Origin of the sequence: Saccharothrix sp. AJ9571 (assembly GCF_021725495.1) — a bacterium.
Lineage (GTDB): Bacteria > Actinomycetota > Actinomycetes > Mycobacteriales > Pseudonocardiaceae > Amycolatopsis > Amycolatopsis magusensis.
Map to the genome: position 1 here is coordinate 3,874,149 of NZ_CP091382.1, position 17,309 is coordinate 3,891,457.

Annotated in this window: 14 protein-coding genes and 2 tRNA genes; 10 read left to right on the forward strand and 6 right to left on the reverse strand. The window is 69.8% G+C overall.

All coding sequences use genetic code 11. The features are described 5' to 3' along the window. Positions 1-3 precede the first annotated feature (3 nt). The 3 genes from L3Q67_RS17580 to L3Q67_RS17590 form a co-directional block, all read right to left on the reverse strand. Entirely contained in the window at positions 4-948 is a 945-nt protein-coding gene (locus L3Q67_RS17580; RefSeq protein WP_499190518.1) for a hypothetical protein, read from the reverse strand. A 643-nt stretch (positions 949-1,591) separates the two neighbouring features. Next, positions 1,592-2,929 (reverse strand): ABC1 kinase family protein, encoded by a 1,338-nt coding sequence (locus L3Q67_RS17585; protein ID WP_499190519.1) that lies wholly within the window; start codon positions 2,927-2,929, stop codon positions 1,592-1,594. An 88-nt stretch (positions 2,930-3,017) separates the two neighbouring features. Then, the gene (locus L3Q67_RS17590) at positions 3,018-4,064 is read right to left on the reverse strand and encodes a ThiF family adenylyltransferase (protein WP_499190520.1); all 1,047 of its coding nucleotides are present in this window, start codon (positions 4,062-4,064) and stop codon (positions 3,018-3,020) included. Positions 4,065-4,269: 205 nt separating this feature from the next. On the opposite strand from L3Q67_RS17590, the gene L3Q67_RS17595 reads away from it, so the two are divergent. Further along, on the forward strand, positions 4,270-4,785 hold the full coding sequence (locus L3Q67_RS17595; protein ID WP_499191562.1) for a M48 metallopeptidase family protein: 516 nt from the start codon (positions 4,270-4,272) through the stop codon (positions 4,783-4,785). Positions 4,786-4,801: 16 nt separating this feature from the next. Here L3Q67_RS17595 and L3Q67_RS17600 read toward each other — a convergent pair whose 3' ends face one another. Next, complete coding sequence (locus L3Q67_RS17600) at positions 4,802-6,145, reverse strand: zinc-dependent metalloprotease (protein WP_499190521.1); 1,344 nt, start codon at positions 6,143-6,145, stop codon at positions 4,802-4,804. 134 nt (positions 6,146-6,279) lie between these two features. On the opposite strand from L3Q67_RS17600, the gene L3Q67_RS17605 reads away from it, so the two are divergent. After that, entirely contained in the window at positions 6,280-7,413 is a 1,134-nt protein-coding gene (locus L3Q67_RS17605) for a YlbL family protein (protein ID WP_499190522.1), read from the forward strand. A 7-nt stretch (positions 7,414-7,420) separates the two neighbouring features. Here L3Q67_RS17605 and L3Q67_RS17610 read toward each other — a convergent pair whose 3' ends face one another. Further along, a complete protein-coding gene (locus tag L3Q67_RS17610) occupies positions 7,421-7,966 on the reverse strand; it encodes a PPA1309 family protein (protein WP_499190523.1) in 546 nt (181 codons plus the stop codon). Between the two features lie 183 nt (positions 7,967-8,149). Between L3Q67_RS17610 and L3Q67_RS17615 the strand changes: the two genes are divergently transcribed. The 3 genes from L3Q67_RS17615 (at position 8,150) to L3Q67_RS17625 (ending at position 12,300) form a co-directional block, all read left to right on the forward strand. Continuing rightward, entirely contained in the window at positions 8,150-11,125 is a 2,976-nt protein-coding gene (locus L3Q67_RS17615) for a UPF0182 family protein (RefSeq protein ID WP_499190524.1), read from the forward strand. A 66-nt stretch (positions 11,126-11,191) separates the two neighbouring features. Then, positions 11,192-11,265 (forward strand) — tRNA-Met (locus L3Q67_RS17620). A gap of 63 nt (positions 11,266-11,328) precedes the next feature. Then, positions 11,329-12,300, forward strand: a complete 972-nt coding sequence (locus L3Q67_RS17625; RefSeq protein ID WP_499190525.1) for a helix-turn-helix transcriptional regulator — start codon at positions 11,329-11,331, stop codon at positions 12,298-12,300. On the opposite strand, the gene L3Q67_RS17630 is transcribed toward L3Q67_RS17625, so the two are convergent. Continuing rightward, positions 12,288-13,232 (reverse strand): hypothetical protein, encoded by a 945-nt coding sequence (locus L3Q67_RS17630; RefSeq protein WP_499190526.1) that lies wholly within the window; start codon positions 13,230-13,232, stop codon positions 12,288-12,290. The two genes, L3Q67_RS17625 and L3Q67_RS17630, sit on opposite strands and share 13 nt — an antisense overlap. Before the next feature lie 156 nt (positions 13,233-13,388). Between L3Q67_RS17630 and L3Q67_RS17635 the strand changes: the two genes are divergently transcribed. The 5 genes from L3Q67_RS17635 to ftsX all read left to right on the forward strand — a co-directional run bounded on the left by L3Q67_RS17635 (position 13,389) and on the right by ftsX (position 17,301). Beyond that, positions 13,389-13,465, forward strand: a tRNA-Met gene (locus tag L3Q67_RS17635). 454 nt (positions 13,466-13,919) lie between these two features. Then, positions 13,920-14,420: a PadR family transcriptional regulator gene (locus L3Q67_RS17640; protein ID WP_153029504.1), complete on the forward strand. Its 501-nt coding sequence runs from the start codon at positions 13,920-13,922 to the stop codon at positions 14,418-14,420. A 73-nt stretch (positions 14,421-14,493) separates the two neighbouring features. Next, positions 14,494-15,597 carry a PCRF domain-containing protein gene (gene prfB / locus L3Q67_RS17645; RefSeq protein ID WP_499190527.1) on the forward strand — a complete coding sequence of 368 codons (1,104 nt, stop codon included), beginning with the start codon at positions 14,494-14,496 and terminating at the stop codon, positions 15,595-15,597. A gap of 60 nt (positions 15,598-15,657) precedes the next feature. Continuing rightward, the gene (ftsE, locus tag L3Q67_RS17650) at positions 15,658-16,347 is read left to right on the forward strand and encodes a cell division ATP-binding protein FtsE (protein WP_209670559.1); all 690 of its coding nucleotides are present in this window, start codon (positions 15,658-15,660) and stop codon (positions 16,345-16,347) included. Positions 16,348-16,401: 54 nt separating this feature from the next. Then, on the forward strand, positions 16,402-17,301 hold the full coding sequence (gene ftsX / locus L3Q67_RS17655) for a permease-like cell division protein FtsX (RefSeq protein ID WP_423582995.1): 900 nt from the start codon (positions 16,402-16,404) through the stop codon (positions 17,299-17,301). The last annotated feature ends 8 nt before the right edge of the window (positions 17,302-17,309 follow it).

Here is a 17,309-nt window from a genome sequence, read left to right on the forward strand (position 1 = left end):
GCATCACGCCGCCCTGGGCTTCAGCCTGGTGACCGACCGAACCGGCGGCCGCTTGCGGGCGGCGGCTGTGGCGAAGGCGCTGACCAGTTGGCGGGTGACCGCGGGAACGTCCCGCAGGTCTTCCTGCGGGGTGCGGACGAGCACCACACCCGCTGCGGACAGCGCGAGGTAGCCGAGGTGCCCGCGCCGATCGTTCGCCGGCACGCCCACCTGCCAGCCCAGCGCGATGTCGTCCCACCAGGCATCGACCTGGCCGATGCCACGCCCGCCCGAATCGCAGACGGTGACGTTCCACTGCGGCGGTGGCAGCGGCACGTGCTGCAGTAGCCGCTTGGCCTGGCCGTTGCCCTGGGTGCAGGCCGTTCCGCTGAGGTGGCGCAACATCGTGCGGACACCGGCCACTCCGCGCTGCCCGCCCGCGAACGTCGCCGCGCTCAACGTGTCGAGATCGCACAGTCCGAAGTAGACGGTCCGGGAAAGCAGATCGCGATGCCGGTCTTCGTCGGGTTCGCGGCGGGCGGCGTCCACCGCGGCGCGGGCGGGTGGTGCGTAGGGCAGGTCGTTGAGCCAGACCGGATCCGGCAGCTTCGAGGTCCGCTCGATCACCAGGCTGGCGTGCGTGGCTCTTCGATGGGCGTCGACGAGCAGGTGGATCGTCGGCGGCGGGGGCAGCCCGACGCCGTGCGCGTTGAGCGAGTCGATGCCGGTGATGATCGTGCCCGGACCCAGGTAGCTGACCGCGGCGCGGAGCAGTTGTGAGCGGGTGGGCTCGGTGTTGGCGAGCAGGATGGTGTTGGCGAAGAGCCGACGCCAGGGACCGCCCGGACGGCATCGGTTGCTGATGGCGGACGGGGACAGCCCGGTGGAGCGCAGCTCCTGGACGGTCAGGATGTTGTCCCTGGCGATGGTGCGCAGCTCGGCCAGTGCGAGGTTGCTGAGGCGGGTCATGGCTTTCAGCGTGGCTGGGGCGCGGGCCGGGAAACAGATTCGCGGAGGAATGTGGACAACTCAGGCCGCGAGTGGCGGATTGGGCCACGTGGGCCGGAAGTTGTGGACAACTCGGGGTGGGCGCAAGCGGCGAGGCGGCCCGATGACGCACGATGGAGAAGCGCCGGATTTGGCAGGGATCGGAGTCTTGGGAGTGGCAGGAGCACCCGGCGCACGGGTGGTCGGGTTGGGCTGGAGCGGTGGCGCCACCGCTCCGGGTCAAGCCGGGTCTTGGTGGGGAATGGGTGTGCTGGGACGCGGTGGGTGGAGGCGTTGATGGCGGTGGTTGGGCGCTGGGTTGATGAGCCGTTGAGGGGGTGCCTGCGGGTGAGTTGAGTGGGGGTGGCGCCGGGGCTGGACGCGGATTGGGGCTGCCGAGTGGGGAGTTGCCCTGGGGCTGGGAGTTGGGCGGTGTGTGTGGGAAGGCTGCGGTGGGGAGGGCGGCTTTGTCGCCGAGGGGTGGCTTCCGGGGTGGGTGTGCCGGGGCGCCGAGCGGCAAGGGCGGCTCGGGTCCGGAGTCACACACGGGGCGTTGGGCTGGGGGCGGCCGGTGGGCTTGCGGCCGGGGTGCGAGGTGGGGGAGGAGGGTGGGGGCGGGGGTTGGTTAGTCGGCGAAGCCGGGTTGCCAGTGTTCGACGATGGAGCGGAGGGCCAGTTCGGCGTCCAGCTGGCAGAGGATGCCGACGGCGCCGGCGGTGACGCGGTGGATGAGCAGCCAGTTCGGGGGCAGGTTCAGGGAGCGGCCGGTGCGGAAGTCCTGGCTGCGGGTGTCGCCGAGGCGGCCTGCCTGCTTCTGGGCCCAGCGGCGGGTGAAGTGGAAGCGTTCGGTGGTCAGTGGGGCCACGAACGGGGCGAGGTAGGCCTGCACGTCGGCGGGGTCGAGGGTGGTGCCAGGGCGGACGAAGCCCTCCTGGCGCATGGCTTCGAGCAGCTTGACCGACTCGCCGTCGAGGGCGAGGCGCATGATCGCGCCGAGCATGGGCGGGGCGCCGTGGGGGAGGCGGGCGACGGCGCCGAAATCGATCACGCCCAGCCTGCCGTCGGGGAGCAGCATGAAGTTGCCGGGGTGCGGGTCGGAGTGCAAGAGGTGGGCGCGGACCGGAGAGGAGTAGTGGAACTCGGCGAGCAGGCGGCCGGCTTCGTTGCGTTGCTCCGTGGTGCCTTCGGCGATGATGCGGGCCAGTGGGGTGCCGGTGATCCACTCGGTCACCACGACCTTGGGGGCGCTGGCCACCACCTTGGGGACGAGCACCTGGTCGTCGCCGTCGAAGGCCTTGGCGAAGCCTCGCTGGTTCTCGGCCTCGGAGCGGTAGTCGAGTTCCTCGTCCATCCGGTCGGCGAGTTCGGCGAGCAGTGGCTTCACGTCGGTGCCGGGGACGAACGCCTGGAACACCCGGCTCAGCCGCTGCAGCTGGCGGAGATCGCTGCGCAGGGCCTCGTCGGCGCCGGGGTACTGCACCTTCACGGCGACCTCGCGGCCGTCGTGCCAGACGGCTCGGTGCACCTGGCCGATGCTCGCCGAGGCGGCGGGCTCGTCGCTGAACTCGGTGAACCGCTCGCGCCACGACCGGCCCAGCTGCTCGGCGAGCACGCGGTGGGTCTGGCGGGCGGGCATCGGCGGGGCGGCCGACTGCAGCTTGGTCAGTGCTTCCCGGTAGGGCGCGGCCATCTCGTCGGGCACGGCTGCCTCGAACACGCTCAGCGCCTGACCGAACTTCATCGCGCCGCCCTTGAGGGTGCCGAGCACTTCGAAGAGCTGTTCGGCGGCCTTCGCCGAGAGGGTGGCGTTGACCTCTTCCGCGCTCTGGCCGGTCAGCCGGCGGCCCCAGCCACCGACGGCGCGCCCGGCGATGCCGAGCGGCAGCGAAGCGAGCTTGGCCGTGCGAGCGGCGGCTCGCCGGGGCATGGCGGCGTCTTCGGAACTGTCGCGGGAGTCGGTCACCTACGCGATTGTGCCTTGTCGATCTCGGGGTGCGCAGCCGTAGAGCGGAGACAGTGTGGGGTACGCCGCACGCCGTATGCGCTAGGTCTCAATACGCGACCTCGACGGCGCCGCAGCCGCAGGCCGGGTGCGGCGACCAGTGGCGGCGGCGCAGCTTGCCGCTGTAAGTGTCCAGTTCCAGCGTTCCGTTCCAGGTCGGCGGCGGTTCACGGTGCGGGTGCAGGGCACGCAGCGCCTGGCGGGTAGCCAGGCCGGCGGTGGCGTAGACGTTCGCCGCGTCGGCTTCCTGCTCGCGGCCGGCCAGTTGCCCGGCGACCTGCGGCCAGGAGGAGTCGGCGCTCGAGCGGAAGAGGTCGGCACAGCGCAGGCAACTGCTCCGGCCCGGGTACACCAGCGGGCCGATCAGCCCGAGCCCCTCGCGCACGCGGACGACCAGGTGCGCCAGCCCCTCCACGTGCAGGTCGCTGACCATCTCCGGGGCGGGCACCACGGAATCGGTGATCAGCACCAGGTCGGGCAGGTGGCGGTCGGTCAGCCTGGTCGTCCGGACGAGCGGGTTGGCCCGGCGGATCGCGTCCGCCGCGGCCTGGCGGCGTGGCTGGCCGAGATCGGCGTCGACATAGCCGGAGCCGAGGTCGCGGTCGGTGACGTGGCCCTGCGCCCGCACCTCGATGTGGCCGATGCCCGCCTGCGCGAGCAGGGTGGCCATGGCGACCGCGAGCCTGCCGCCGCCGCGGATCGAGACGGCGAAGTGCGCTCGTTCACGGGCCAGTTCGTTGCTGGCGCGCCGGGTGTGCAGGGCCCACAGACCGGTCTCGGCCGACGAGCTCAGCGGGCCCGCGGGACCGGCGTCCTCGATCAGGCCCAGGCGGGTGAGCTTGGTCAGCAGGGTGCGGAACTGCTCGGCGTCCGCGGCCCCGGCGAGCTCGAACAGCTCCGTGGTGGTGCGGCTGCCGTCGAGCGAGCGCAGCGCCGTGATCAGGGACGGGCTGAGCTTGGTGGCGACCACTCCGTGCCGGGGATCGAGGCCGATCTGGACCTCGCCGCGACCGCGTTCGAGCACGGAAAGGCCCGGCAGGACCCTCGGCCGCAGGGGCAGGGTGATCTCGGCGCGGTGCGTTGTCTGGTGGTTCATGGGGCTGAGCTTGCGCCGGGGTGGCTAAGAGTCCACTAAGAGTGAAGGGAGTTGTCCACAGGTGCAGATAGGTTGTGGACAACTCGGGCGATGTGACCGGCAATCCATCGGAGTTGTCGGTCCCTGGCCGTACCTTTGTCATGTGGCCGACGCACGGGTGCCCTCGCCGAGGAGCCGGGAACACAGCAAACTCGCACAACCGAAGATCGAAGTACGCAGGAGCAAGCGGCGGCGCCGGACCGTCACCGCCTACCGCGAGGGCGAGACGCTCGTCGTCCTGATCCCCGCGATGATGACCAGGGCCGAAGAGGCGCACTGGGTGGCCGAAATGCAGCGCAAGCTGCAGCGCACCGAGCTGCGCCGGGCCTCACCCGCCAGGGAGTCCGACGCGGCCCTGCTGGCCAGGTGCGCCGAGCTGTCCGCCCGCTACCTGGACGGCGAGGCGAACCCGGCCGTGGTCCGCTGGGTGCCGCCGATGCGGACCAGGTGGGCCTCCTGCACGCCGGCGGACGCCAGCATCCGGGTCAGCGAGCGCCTGCGGGACGTGCCGCCGTGGGTGCTCGACTACGTGCTGGTGCACGAGCTGGCCCACCTGAAGGTGGCCGCGCACAACGCCGAGTTCTGGGCGCTGGTGCGGCGCTACCCGAAGACCGAGCGCGCGATGGGTTACCTCGAAGGCCTGTCCTCCGCCGCGGGCCTCGGGATCGCGGCGGAGGACTAGAAGAGATGCGGCCGGGTCAGCTCTCGTCGCCGGAAGCGTCCGGCTTGTTCTTCCCGCGCTCCTCGTCCGCCTCGCGCTGGGCGCGTTCGACCTCCGCGATCGGGTCGGACTCGCCCTCGCCGAGGCGCTCGGAGAAGGCCATCGGGTCGTCGAGGTCGTCGGTGGTGGGCATCAGGTCGGGGTGCGACCAGAGGTTGTCCCGCCGGTCGACGCCGTGCGTGTCGCCGACCAGCTTCCACAGCGCGGCGGCGGCCCGCATCCGGCGCGGGCGCAGTTCCAGCCCGACCAGCGTGGCGAAGGTCTGCTCGGCGGGACCGCCGGTGGCGCGGCGGCGGCGCAGCGTCTCGCGCAGCGCGTCGGCGCCGGGCAGCCGGTCGCCCACGGCCTCGGCGACCACCACGTCGACCCAGCCTTCGACCAGGGCGAGCAGGGTTTCGAGGCGGTTCAGCGCGGCCTTCTGCTCCGGCGTGGTCTGCGGCTCGAGCAGGCCGGAGGACATGGCCTCCTCGATGCTCGACGGGTTCGACGGATCGATCCGGCCGGCCAGCTGCTCCAGCGCCGAGGTGTCCACGGTGATGCCGCTGGCGAACTCCTCGACGGTGGCGAGCAGGCGCTGTCGCAGCCACGGCACGTGGGCGAACAGCCGCTGGTGCGCGGCTTCGCGCGCGGCGAGGAAGACCAGCACCTCGCTGGCGGGACGCTCGAGGCCCTCGGTGAACTTTTCGATGTTCGCCGGGAGCAGAGCGGAAGTGTTGGCCGGGCCGAGGGGCAACCCGACCTCGGTGGAGGTGAGCACCTCGGAGGCGAGCTGACCGAGTGCGCTGCCGATCTGCGAGCCGAAGGCCATGCCGCCCATCTGCCCCATCATCGACAGCAGCGGGCCCGCGGCCTGCTTGGCCTCTTCCGGCATGGCCTCCACCCAGGCACCGGAGACGCGCTTGGCCACCGGGTCGCACAGGCGCTGCCAGGTGGGCAGGGTCTTCTCCACCCAGTCGCGGCCACTCCACGCGACGGTGGTGGTGGCGCCGGCGGGCAGGATGGTCGCCGCGTCCAGCCACAGCTCGGCCAGGTGGGCGGCGTCGCGAACGGCTGTCCCGGAGTCGCCCTGCGCGCTGAAGCCGATCGTCGCCTCACCGCTGGAACCCAGCTGCTGGAGGGCGATCTGCTTGGCGAGGTCGTAGTTCACCGGGCCCGTGGAAGTGCCGGCCTGGCTGAGCATCTGCCCCAGCTGGGAAAGCATCTGCCCCAGCTGGTTGAACGCGTCGGCGCCCTGGCCGAACTGGCCACCTTGATCGGACGGGTCGTTTTCTCGACGCTTTTCGGGATCGGGCGGTCCGAAGCCGAAGGGGGGTTTGCTCATAGCACCACCGTACGCGGGTCGTCCGCGCAGCACCTCGTCACCGGACGTGGTTCGCGTACGGCTGAGGCGGTTCCGTGACCCAAACCCGCGCCTGGGCCGGAAGACCGCCGATGGTCACCGTACGCTGTCTCCTCGTGAGTGAGTCGCGCGACGAAACCACAGCCGAGAAAAGCCGCCCTGGGGCCATCGACCCGTACGCGGCGCTGCCGTCCGCGGAGGACGAGGACCACGGGCACCGGCTGACCCGGCGCGGCTGGACGCTGGTCCTGAGCAGCGCGCTGGTGCTGGTGTTCGTGATGTGCGGGCTGTTCGTCCGCGTGCCCTACGTGGCGCTCGGCCCTGGGCCGACCTACGACACCCTCGGCCAGGTCGACGGGGTCCAGGTGATCGAGATCAAGGGCCACCAGACCTTCCCGACCAGCGGCGAACTCCGGATGACCACGGTCTCGCTGACCGACGAGGTCTCGCTGTTCGAGTCGCTCGGCTACTGGGTGAGCGGGCGGTACGCGCTGGCGCCGCGCGAGGAGTACTTCAAGCCCGGCGAGTCGGACGAAGAGGTCAAGCAGCAGAACGTCCGCCAGTTCGAGGACTCGCAGAGCAACGCCGAGGTCGCCGCCCTGCGCAAGCTGGGTGAGCCGGTGAAGGTGCTGGCCAAGGAAGTGGTGGCGGGCAGCCCGGCCGATCACGTGCTGGCCGCGGGCGACCGGCTGCTGAAGGTCAACAACGTGGACATCACCGGCGAGGAGAAGGTGCGCGAGGCGCTGGCCGCGACGCGGCCGGGGGAGACCATCTCGATCACCTTCCAGCACGAGGGGCAGCCCGCCCGCACCGAATCGCTGACCCTGGCGCAGAACCCGGACCCCGCGCGGCCGGAGGGCTTCATCGGGCTCCAGCCGATCGACCGCGCCGACGTGCCCTACGACGTGTCGATCACGCTGCAGGAGGTCGGCGGGCCGTCGGCCGGGCTGATGTTCGCGCTGGCGATCATCGACCAGCTCACCGAGGGTGAACTGGTCGACGGTGAGCACGTCGCCGGCACCGGTGAGATCACCGAGCGCGGCGAGGTCAATCCGATCGGCGGCATCAGCTTCAAGGTGGTCGCGGCCCGTGAAGCGGGCGCGACCACGTTCCTGGTGCCCGAAGACAACTGCGCCGAGGCGGCCGCGGCCGCGCCGGACGGGCTGAAGCTGGTGAAGGTGTCCAGCCTGGACGGCGCCCTGACAGCGCTTGAAGACCTCAAGGCGGACCGCCCGACGCCGTCCTGCTGAACCGGGTTCAGGGGGCGAAGGTCGCCTTGAGCGCTTCGACCAGGTTCGGGGCGAGGTCGGCGCGCTCGATGATCTCGTCGACCGGTTCGCCGTCGGCGTCGGTCAGCCCGCGCAACCGCATCACGCAGGAGGCGTCGCCCTCGCGGAGCACGGCGGCGACCAAGCGGGCTTCCGTGCGGCGCGGGTGGTCCGCCGCGGCCTGACGCAGCCGGTCGGCGTCCGAGTCGCCGAGTTCGCCCAGCTCTTCCTCGGCGTCCGGCGGCAGCACGATGATCTCCTGCGCCAGCGCGCAGCCCACGACCAGATCCGGCCAGGCGATCCGGGCCAGCGCCTCGGCGAGGTCACCTTCGGGCAGCGACTCCTGCGCCACCGGCGTGAGCTCGGCATCGGCGTCGAGCTGGCCAGCCAGCTCCGGCTGCTGTGCGAGGAGCGCCTGCGTGGGCACCAGAGCGAACAGCTGCGGCGGCTGCTCCCAGCCCCCCGACGCCACGAACTCCTCGACCTCACGCGCCAGCGCGCCCACGCCGATCGCCTGCTTACCACTCTCCGTCATGCGCCCATCGTGGCAGGCTCCTGAGCGGCCGTCTTGTGCGCCCGGTTTGGGCGGTTCAGGGAACTCAGGAGGCCATCCGTAGAGTTAGGTATCCAGGGGCGGTCGGCGAGCCTGCCGGCGCCGCGCCCCGGCGTACGAAGATTTACGACAACAGGAGCGTGTGCAGTGGCCACTCGGCCCCCCGTGAGCCTGCCGAAACTGTCCAAACGAAGCCGGATACTGCTGGTCATCGCGGCCGTTGTCGTGCTGGCGCTGCTACTGGGGGCGAGGCTCCTCGACACCTATGTCGACTGGCTGTGGTTCGGCGAGGTCGGCGCCCGGAACGTGTTCACCACCGAGCTGTACACCCGGATCGGGTTGTTCTTCGCGATCGGGTTGCTGGTCGGCGGCATGCTCGCGCTCAGCCTCGCCATCGCCTACCGCACCCGGCCGGTGTTCGTGCCGGTGTCCGGCGCCGACGACCCGCTGGCCAGGTACCGCTCCACCGTGGTGGCGCGCATCCGGCTGTTCGGCATCGGCATCCCGGTGGTCGCCGGCGTCATCGCCGGGTTCTCCGGGCAGGACGCCTGGCAGCGCGTCCAGCTCTACTTCAACGGCACGAACTTCGGCCAGACCGATCCCGAGTTCGGCAACGACGTCGGCTTCTACGCCTTCGACCTGCCGTTCTACAACTGGTTGCTGGGCTGGCTGTTCGTCGCGATCGCGGTGGCCTTCGTCGGCGCCCTGCTCGCGCACTACCTGTTCGGCGGCATCCGGCTGGCGGGCAAGGGCGGGCAGATGGCCGGCCCGGCCCGCGTGCAGCTGGCCATCATCATCGGCACGTTCGTGCTGTTCAAGGCGGTCGAGTACTTCCTCGACCGGTACAACCTGCTCTTCTCCGACCGCAACGCCCCGCTGTTCTACGGTGCCACCTACACCGACCTGAACGCGGTGCTGCCGGCGAAGCTGATCCTGCTGTGCATCTCGGTGTTCTGCGCGATCGCCTTCTTCGTCGGCGCGTTCCTGCGCAACATCCAGCTCCCGGCGATCGCGCTGGTGCTGCTGATCCTGTCCGGCATCCTGGTTGGCGCCGCCTGGCCCGCCGTGCTGGAGCAGTTCTCGGTGCGCCCGAACGCGAACGACAAGGAAGCGCAGTCGATCCAGCGAAACATGGACGCCACGAAGTTCGCGTTCGACTTGGGGGACGTCAAGTACGACGCCTACACGGGCAAGACCACGGCCACCCCGGCCGAGGTGCGGGCGGACAAGGGCACCATCCCGAACATCCGCCTGCTCGACCCGGACGTGCTGACCCCGACCTTCACCCAGCGCGTCGGCCGGGAGAACTTCTACGGCTTCCCGGAGAAGCTGGACGTCGACCGCTACGAGGTCAACGGCAAGCGGCAGGACTACATCGTCGCCGCGAAGGAGATCAAGACCGAGGGGCTCGCGGAGAACCAGCGGACCTGGATCAACCGCCACCTCGTCTACACCCACGGGAACGGCTTCGTCGCGGCTCCCGCGAACACCATCGACCGCGCGGTCGGGGATGCCACCGCCACCGGGCAGGGCAACTCCGACGGTGGTTATCCGATCGCCACCACCAGTGACACGGTCAACCCGACCGGCTCCGGCATCCGGGTCGACGAGGCCCGCGTCTACTACGGCGAGCTGGCCACCGACTACGCGATCGTCGGCGGGCAGCAGGGCAAGGCGCCGGGTGAGTTCGACACCGCCTCCGACCGGAGCTACCTCTACAAGGGTTCCGGCGGCGTGCCGATCGACGGCTGGTTCAACCGCCTGGTCTTCGCGGCGAACGAGGGGGAGCGCAACATCCTCTTCTCCGACGCCATCAGCGAAGGCTCGAAGATCATGTACAACCGCGACCCGCGGGACCGCGTCAGCAAGGTGGCCCCGTGGCTGACCGTGGACGGGGACCCGTACCCGGCGGTGATCGACGGCAAGATCCAGTGGATCGTCGACGGCTACACCACGATGAACAACTTCCCGTACGCGCAGCAGACCCAGCTGGGCGCGGCCACGCAGGACTCGCTTTCCGGGGTGGCGAGGCAGCAGAACAGCTCGCTGAACTACATCCGGAACTCGGTCAAGGCCACCGTGGACGCGTTCAACGGCACGGTGACGCTGTACGCGCTGGACGACAACGAGCCGGTGCTGAACGCCTGGAAGAACGTGTTCCCCGGCACCGTGAAGCCGAGCTCGGAGATCTCGCAGAGCCTGCGTGAGCACTTCCGGTACCCGGAGGACATGTTCAAGGTGCAGCGCGAGCTGCTGTCGAAGTACCACGTCGGCAGCCCGCAGGAGTTCTTCTCGACCCAGACGTTCTGGAGCGTGCCGCCGGACCCGACCAAGGAGGGTGGCCTCGACCCGAGCGCGAACGGGCCGAAGCAGCCGGCGTACTACGTGATGGCGCAGGCGCCGGGCGACACCGAACCGAAGTTCCAGCTGACCAGTTCGCTGACCGCGTTGCAGCGGCAATACCTGGCGGCGTGGGTGTCGGTGTCCTCGGAACCGGAGGACTACGGCCAGATCAGAGTCCTGCGGCTGCCCAGTGACGGCAGCAACCAGAACGACGGTCCGGTGCAGGTGCAGAACCGGTTCCAGAGTGACCCGGACTTCGCCGAACAGCGGACGCTGCTGGGCAACCAGAGCGTCAACGTGATCCCCGGCAACCTGCTGACGCTGCCGCTGGCGGACGGGTTCATCTACGTCGAACCCATCTACATCCAGCAGCGGAACGCGAACAGCTTCCCGCAGCTGGCCCGCGTGCTCGTCTCGTACGGGTCGAAGGTCGGGTTCGCGCCGACGCTGAACCAGGCGCTCGACGAGGTGTTCGGACCGGGTACCGGTGACGCGGCGACCGGGCCGACGCAGCCGACCACGCCGCCGGCGACACCACCGCCGGCGACCGATCCGAACTCTCCGCCGCCGTCGGCCCCGCCGTCGACGCCGGGGCAGAACGTGCCGTTGCCGCCGAACACCGGCAACCCGCAGATCGATCAGGCGGTCGCCGACATCGACGCGGCGCTGACCAGGTTGAAGGCGGCGCAGCAGGCGGGTGACTTCGTCGCGCAGGGCCAGGCGCTCTCCGACCTGGAGGCCGCGGCGACCCGGTACGAGCAGGCGAAGGCGGCGGCTCAGCCGCCTGCCGGGGGGTAGGTCGGCAACCTTTGGGGCACCCGCTTTGCACCCCCGGGAAACCGGGGAGTAAGGTAGGTGTCACAACGCGGGGTGGAGCAGCTCGGTAGCTCGCTGGGCTCATAACCCAGAGGTCGCAGGTTCAAATCCTGTCCCCGCTACAGAGGGAAAGAGGGTCGTGTCCACGGACACGGCCCTCTTTCGTATTTCCGGGAGGGGTCATCGTGCGGGCCAGCAGGCTGGTGTCGATGTTGCTCTTGCTGCAGGCACGCGGCCGGATGACCGCGCGGGAGCTGGCCGGGGAACTCGAAGTCTCCGTGCGCACGATCTACCGCGACGCCGAGTCGCTGCACGCCGCCGGGATCCCGCTGTACGGCGACGCCGGGCCGGCGGGCGGGTACCAGTTGCTCGACGGCTACCGCACACGCCTGACCGGGCTCACCGCCGAAGAGGCCGAGACGCTGTTCCTCACCGGCTTGCCGGGGCCCGCGGCGGAGCTGGGGCTGGCGCAGGTGGCCGGGGCGGCTCAGCTCAAGGTGCTCGCCGCGATGCCTGCCGAGCTCCGTGAGCGCGCGGGACGCATCGCCGCGCGGTTCCACCTGGACGCCCCCGGCTGGTACTCCGACGCCGAGGAGACGCCCCACCTCGCGGCCGTCGCCGAGGCGGTGTGGACGCAGCGGGCCCTGCACGTCCGGTACCGCCGCTGGCGCGAGCCCCGGGACGTCGAGCGCACGCTCCACCCGTACGGCCTCGTGCTCAAGGCCGGTCGCTGGTACCTCGTGGCGGGCAGCGGCGAGCGGATCGCCACCTACCGGGTGAACCAGATCCTCGACAGCACTGAAGGCGACAGTTTCGAACGTCCGGCGGACTTCGATCTCGCCGCGTACTGGTCCTCCTACCGCGCCGACTTCCTCGCCAGGAGGCAGCGCGGCGAGGCCGTGATCCGGCTGTCCCCGTCGGGTGTGGAGCGTTTCCCGGACAACTACGCGGCCGACGTCGTCAAGGCGTTCGCCGAGTCCGCGGGCGAGCCGGGGGAGGACGGCTGGGTGACCGGCACGATCCCGATGGAATCGGCCGAGCACTCCGCGGGCGATCTGCTCCGGCTCGGTCCTGAAGTCGAGGTGCTCGAGCCGGCGGAGTTGCGCGCGCGGATCACCGATCTGGTCAACGGGCTTTCCCGGATCTACGCCGGCTGACCCGTCCGGTCCGCTGTGGACAGTGCGGGCACCGGGCAGGAAGCGCAGCCGGACCGCGTCCGCGCGTGGTAGGCGATCGCCGCGACGCCGATGCCGAGGCCCCACGCCAGGTAGCCGAGCACCGCGAGCCAGAGGAAGAGCGCCTGTTCGATCGGTGCACCGGAGATCCAGTCGACGAGGAGCTCGACGAGACCGAACGCGCCGAAGTAGGACACGAGGCCGAGGGCGAACAACGCGGCCGGGAGCAACAGCACCAGGCGCGGCACGCGACGGCCGGCGAGTGGCAGCACCCAACGCGGCCAGACCTCGCCCCAGCGGTGTACCAGCGCCAGCGGCAGCAGCGTGCCACCGGCCAGCATGCCGCCGACGAAGATCCACCACGACGGACTCATTTCCAGCGGGATTTGGTCCTGGTAAAGGGTTTGCGCGCCGAATCGGAGCACGCACCCGGCGACTGCGGCGTACCCGGCCACCAGCGCCCACCTCGGGCGGACGGTCAGTCGGCTGACTCCGCCGACCCGTCCGCAGTCGGGGCAACCACCGCGCAGCTGCCGCCGGAGCGCGACCGCGAGCCTGGCGAACGCGAGTCCGCTCAGCGCGCAGCCGAGTCGCAGGAGGAACGGCCGGAGTTCGAAGGGGAGATCGAGTCCGGGCAGGGCGAGGGCGACCAGGTCGAGCACGAGCACGAAGCCCAGCGCCGACAACGTCGCCGCGACCACCCAGCCCGCCAGCACCACGGCGCGGCTGACCCGCGGCGCGAAGGCCACCAGTGCGCCGAGGGTGCACACGGCCGCTACGGCCCAGGCGGGGACCGCGGACAGGTCCGCGTGGCGGACCCCGCCGGGAGGCGCCACGAACAGCCGAACGGCTCCGTAGCCGAGGATCCAGCAGCCGAGGGCGACTGCCCAGCGGCGCGTGCTTGTCGTGTTCACCGGCTCAGCGTCGGCTGCGCGGGGGTCGCGGCGCTTCCGCCTCGCGGAGGAGAGGACTCCCCCTCAGGTGGGAAATCTGCCCTCGACCTGCGAAAACAGGCTTAAGTACCCCCGGTGTGGAGCGGGGGGAAGCGCCCTGTAATCTTGTTTTTGCAACGCGGGGTGGAGCAGTTCGGTAGCTCGCTGGGCTCATAACCCAGAGGTCGCAGGTTCAAATCCTGTCCCCGCTACCACCAGAGGGGCCCGGTTCGTTTCGACGAACCGGGCCCCTCTTTGTTGTCTCCGCCCTCGGGGCCGGTGCCGGGAGCGCTCGCGCTCCGTGTCCGCCCGTGTGCCCGCGGTGGCCGCCGAGTCCATATTGGGCTGTAGGGGTGGCGAGTGGACAGTCCTTCTCGCACGGGGTGCGTGTATTCGCACCTGGTGCAAGTTTTGTGGACACAGGAACGTGACCTAGCTGAACGAACCGGCGGTCGAACCGCCACCCGACCGAGCGGTGTGGTGCCGTTTCACCTGGTCAGCGCCCTGTGCGCAGCTGTCACCTCAAGTTGACGTTGGGTGTGTGTCCATTATGGACTGATCGACGGACTAGGCCGAAAGGGGGTTTTCCGGCCGAAGTGAACTAGCCATTGTGGACTGAACGGCTGGCCACTGTGGACAGAACTGGGGCGGAGTGGGAACGTAGAAGGCGTGTCCGATTTGAATGCAACAGCCGCAGCCCTGCTCGGTCTGCTCCACGACGGCCCGGCCACCGGCGGGCAGCTCGTCGCGGGAGCGGAGGAACGATTCGGCGCCTTCTTCAGCGTCACGCGCAGCCAGGTGTACCGGGAACTCCCGGCACTGGCGAAGGAAGGCCTGGTCCGTCTCGGCAAGCAGGGACCGCGCTCCAGTCAGCAGTACGTCATCACCGCCGCGGGCAAGAAGGCCTTCAAGGCGTGGCTGTCTTCGGACGCCGGGCCCGACCACCTTCGCAGCCCCCTGATCCTCCGCCTGGTGCACGCCGGCACCTTGACGGCCAAGCAGCGCTCGAGCCTCGTCGAGCAGGCCCGTGGCGCCTACGCCGAGGACCTCGACGCGGCCAAGGCGGCGATCAAGGCGGCCGAGGACCCCTACGCGAAGGCGGTGGCCGAGTTCGGCCAGGCGCACGCGAAGGCGGCCCTCAAGCTGGTCGACGCGATCCCGCAGGCCTGAACGGCGGAATTCGCGGCCGGTTGTGCGCAACCGGCCGCGAACGCCGCCGGGGATTCCCGTAACGTGGGGCGGCGTGAGCGTCGAGTTTGAAGCAGAGCTGAAGGATGTCGCCGGCACGCTGGCCCAGATCGAGTCGGTGATGGATCTGGAAGCGTTGCGGGTCGACGTCGCCTCGCTGGAGCAGGAGGCGTCGAAACCCGATCTCTGGGACAACCCGGAGGCCGCGCAGAAGGTCACCAGCCAGCTCTCGCACAAGCAGAACGAGCTGCGCCGGGTGTCCGAGCTGCGCCAGCGGGTGGACGACCTCGGGGTGCTCTACGAGCTGGCCGAGGCGGAGGACGACACCGCCAGCAAGGCCGAGGCCGAGAGCGACCTCGTCAAGCTGCGGCAGGAGATCGCCGCGCTCGAGGTGCGCACCCTGCTCTCCGGTGAGTACGACGACCGCAACGCCGTGGTGACCATCCGGTCCGAGGCGGGCGGCGTCGACGCGGCCGACTGGGCCGAGATGCTGCTGCGCATGTACATCCGCTGGTCGGAGCGGCACGACTACCCGACCGACGTCTACGACATCTCCTACGCCGAAGAGGCGGGGATCAAGTCGGCCACCTTCAAGGTGAGCGCCCCGTACGTCTACGGCACGCTCTCGGTCGAGCAGGGCACGCACCGGCTGGTGCGCATCTCGCCGTTCGACAACCAGGGCCGCCGCCAGACCTCCTTCGCCCACGTCGAGGTGCTGCCCGAGGTCGAGGAGGTCGACCACGTCGACATCCCGGAGAAGGACATCCGCGTGGACGTCTTCCGGTCCTCCGGCCCCGGCGGGCAGAGCGTGAACACCACCGACTCGGCCGTGCGCATCACGCACGCGCCGACCGGCATCGTGGTCTCCTGCCAGAACGAGAAGTCGCAGCTGCAGAACAAGGCGGCCGCGATGAAGGTGCTCCAGGCCAAGCTGCTGCAGCGCAAGAAGGAAGAGGAGCGCGCCGAGATGAACGCGCTCAAGGACGGCGGCTCCAGCTGGGGCAACCAGATGCGCTCCTACGTGCTGCACCCGTACCAGATGGTCAAGGACCTGCGCACCGAGTTCGAGGTGGGCAACCCCAGTTCCGTGCTCGACGGCGACATCGACGGCTTCCTCGAGGCCGGTATCCGCTGGCGGAAGCAGAGCGAACACGCCTGAACCCCGTTCGGGTGGTGGGCAACTTAGGCTTAACGGGTGACCTGAGTAGGATGACGCACCGTGATCCGGCTCGAAGAGGTATCCAAGGTCTACAAGACCTCGACCCGCCCGGCCCTCGAACGGGTGTCCGTCGAGGTGGACAAGGGCGAGTTCGTCTTTCTCATCGGCCCGTCGGGGTCCGGTAAGTCGACGTTCCTCCGGCTGCTCCTCCGCGAGGAGGTGCCGTCCCAGGGCCGTGTGCTGGTCTCCAACTTCGACGTCGCCAAGATGGCCCGGCGCAGGGTCCCCCGCCTGCGCCAGACCATCGGCTGCGTCTTCCAGGACTTCCGGCTGCTGACCAACAAGACCGTCGCGGAGAACGTGGCGTTCGCGCTCGAGGTGATCGGCAAGCCGAAGCAGACCATCCGCAAGGTGGTGCCCGAGGTCCTCGAACTGGTCGGCCTCGACGGCAAGGCCGACCGCCTGCCCAACGAACTCTCCGGTGGTGAGCAGCAGCGCGTGGCGATCGCGCGTGCCTTCGTCAACCGGCCGCTGGTGCTGCTCGCCGACGAGCCGACCGGGAACCTGGACCCGGACACCAGCCAGGACATCATGCTGCTGCTGGAGCGGATCAACCGCACCGGTACCACCGTGCTGATGGCCACCCACGACCACTCGATCGTCGACTCGATGCGCCGCCGCGTGGTCGAGCTGCAGCTCGGCCGGGTCGTGCGCGACGATGCCCGCGGGGTCTACGGCGTCGGCCGCTGACCGCCGTACCGCCGCACCCCCCTCGCCCCCGACCCCCAAGGGACAGCCACCCCGATGCGTGCCAGTTTTGTGTTCAGCGAGGTCGTCACCGGCTTGCGCCGGAACATCACGATGACCATCGCGATGGTGATCACCACGGCGGTTTCGCTCGCCATGCTGGGCGGCGGTCTGCTGATCGTCACCACCATCGACAAGATGCAGACGAACTACCAGGACGACGTCGAGGTCACCGTCTACTTCACCGACGACGTCAGCGCCAGTGACGCCAACTGCTCGCAGCAGCTGTGCTCCGGCCTCCGCACCGAGCTGGACAGCAGGCCCGGCGTCGACTCCGTGGTGTTCGAGAACCGGCAGGACGCCTTCGAGCGGTTCAAGCGGATCTTCGAGGGCCAGCCGGAGCTGGTCGAGCTGGCGCGCCCCGAGTCGCTGCCCGCCTCGCTGCACATCAAGCTCGAAGACCCGAGCCGCAGTGACGTGATCGTCAAGGAGTACACCGGCCGTCCCGGGGTGGACAAGGTCGACGACCAGAACGTGTTCCTCGAGCGGTTCTTCAACGGGCTCAACGTTTTCCGGAACATCACCTTCGTGGTCGCGCTGCTGCAGGCCTTCGCCGCGTTGTTGCTGATCTCCAACACCATCCAGGTCTCGGCGTTCACCAGGCGGACCGAAGTCGGCATCATGCGCCTGGTCGGCGCGACGCGGTGGTACACGCAGCTGCCCTTCCTTCTGGAGGCGGTGGTCGCCGGCGTGGTCGGCGCGATCCTCGCCATCGTCTTCCTGCTGGTGGGCAAGATGTTGTTCTTCGACACGCTGCTGACCTCGGCGGGCGGGATCATCCCGCAGGTGACCACACTGGACGTGTTGTTCCCGGTGGCGCCGATCCTGCTGGGGGTGTCCATCCTGATTTCCGCGGTCACCGGGTACGTCACGCTGCGTCTGTACGTGCGGCATTAATGCCGGTG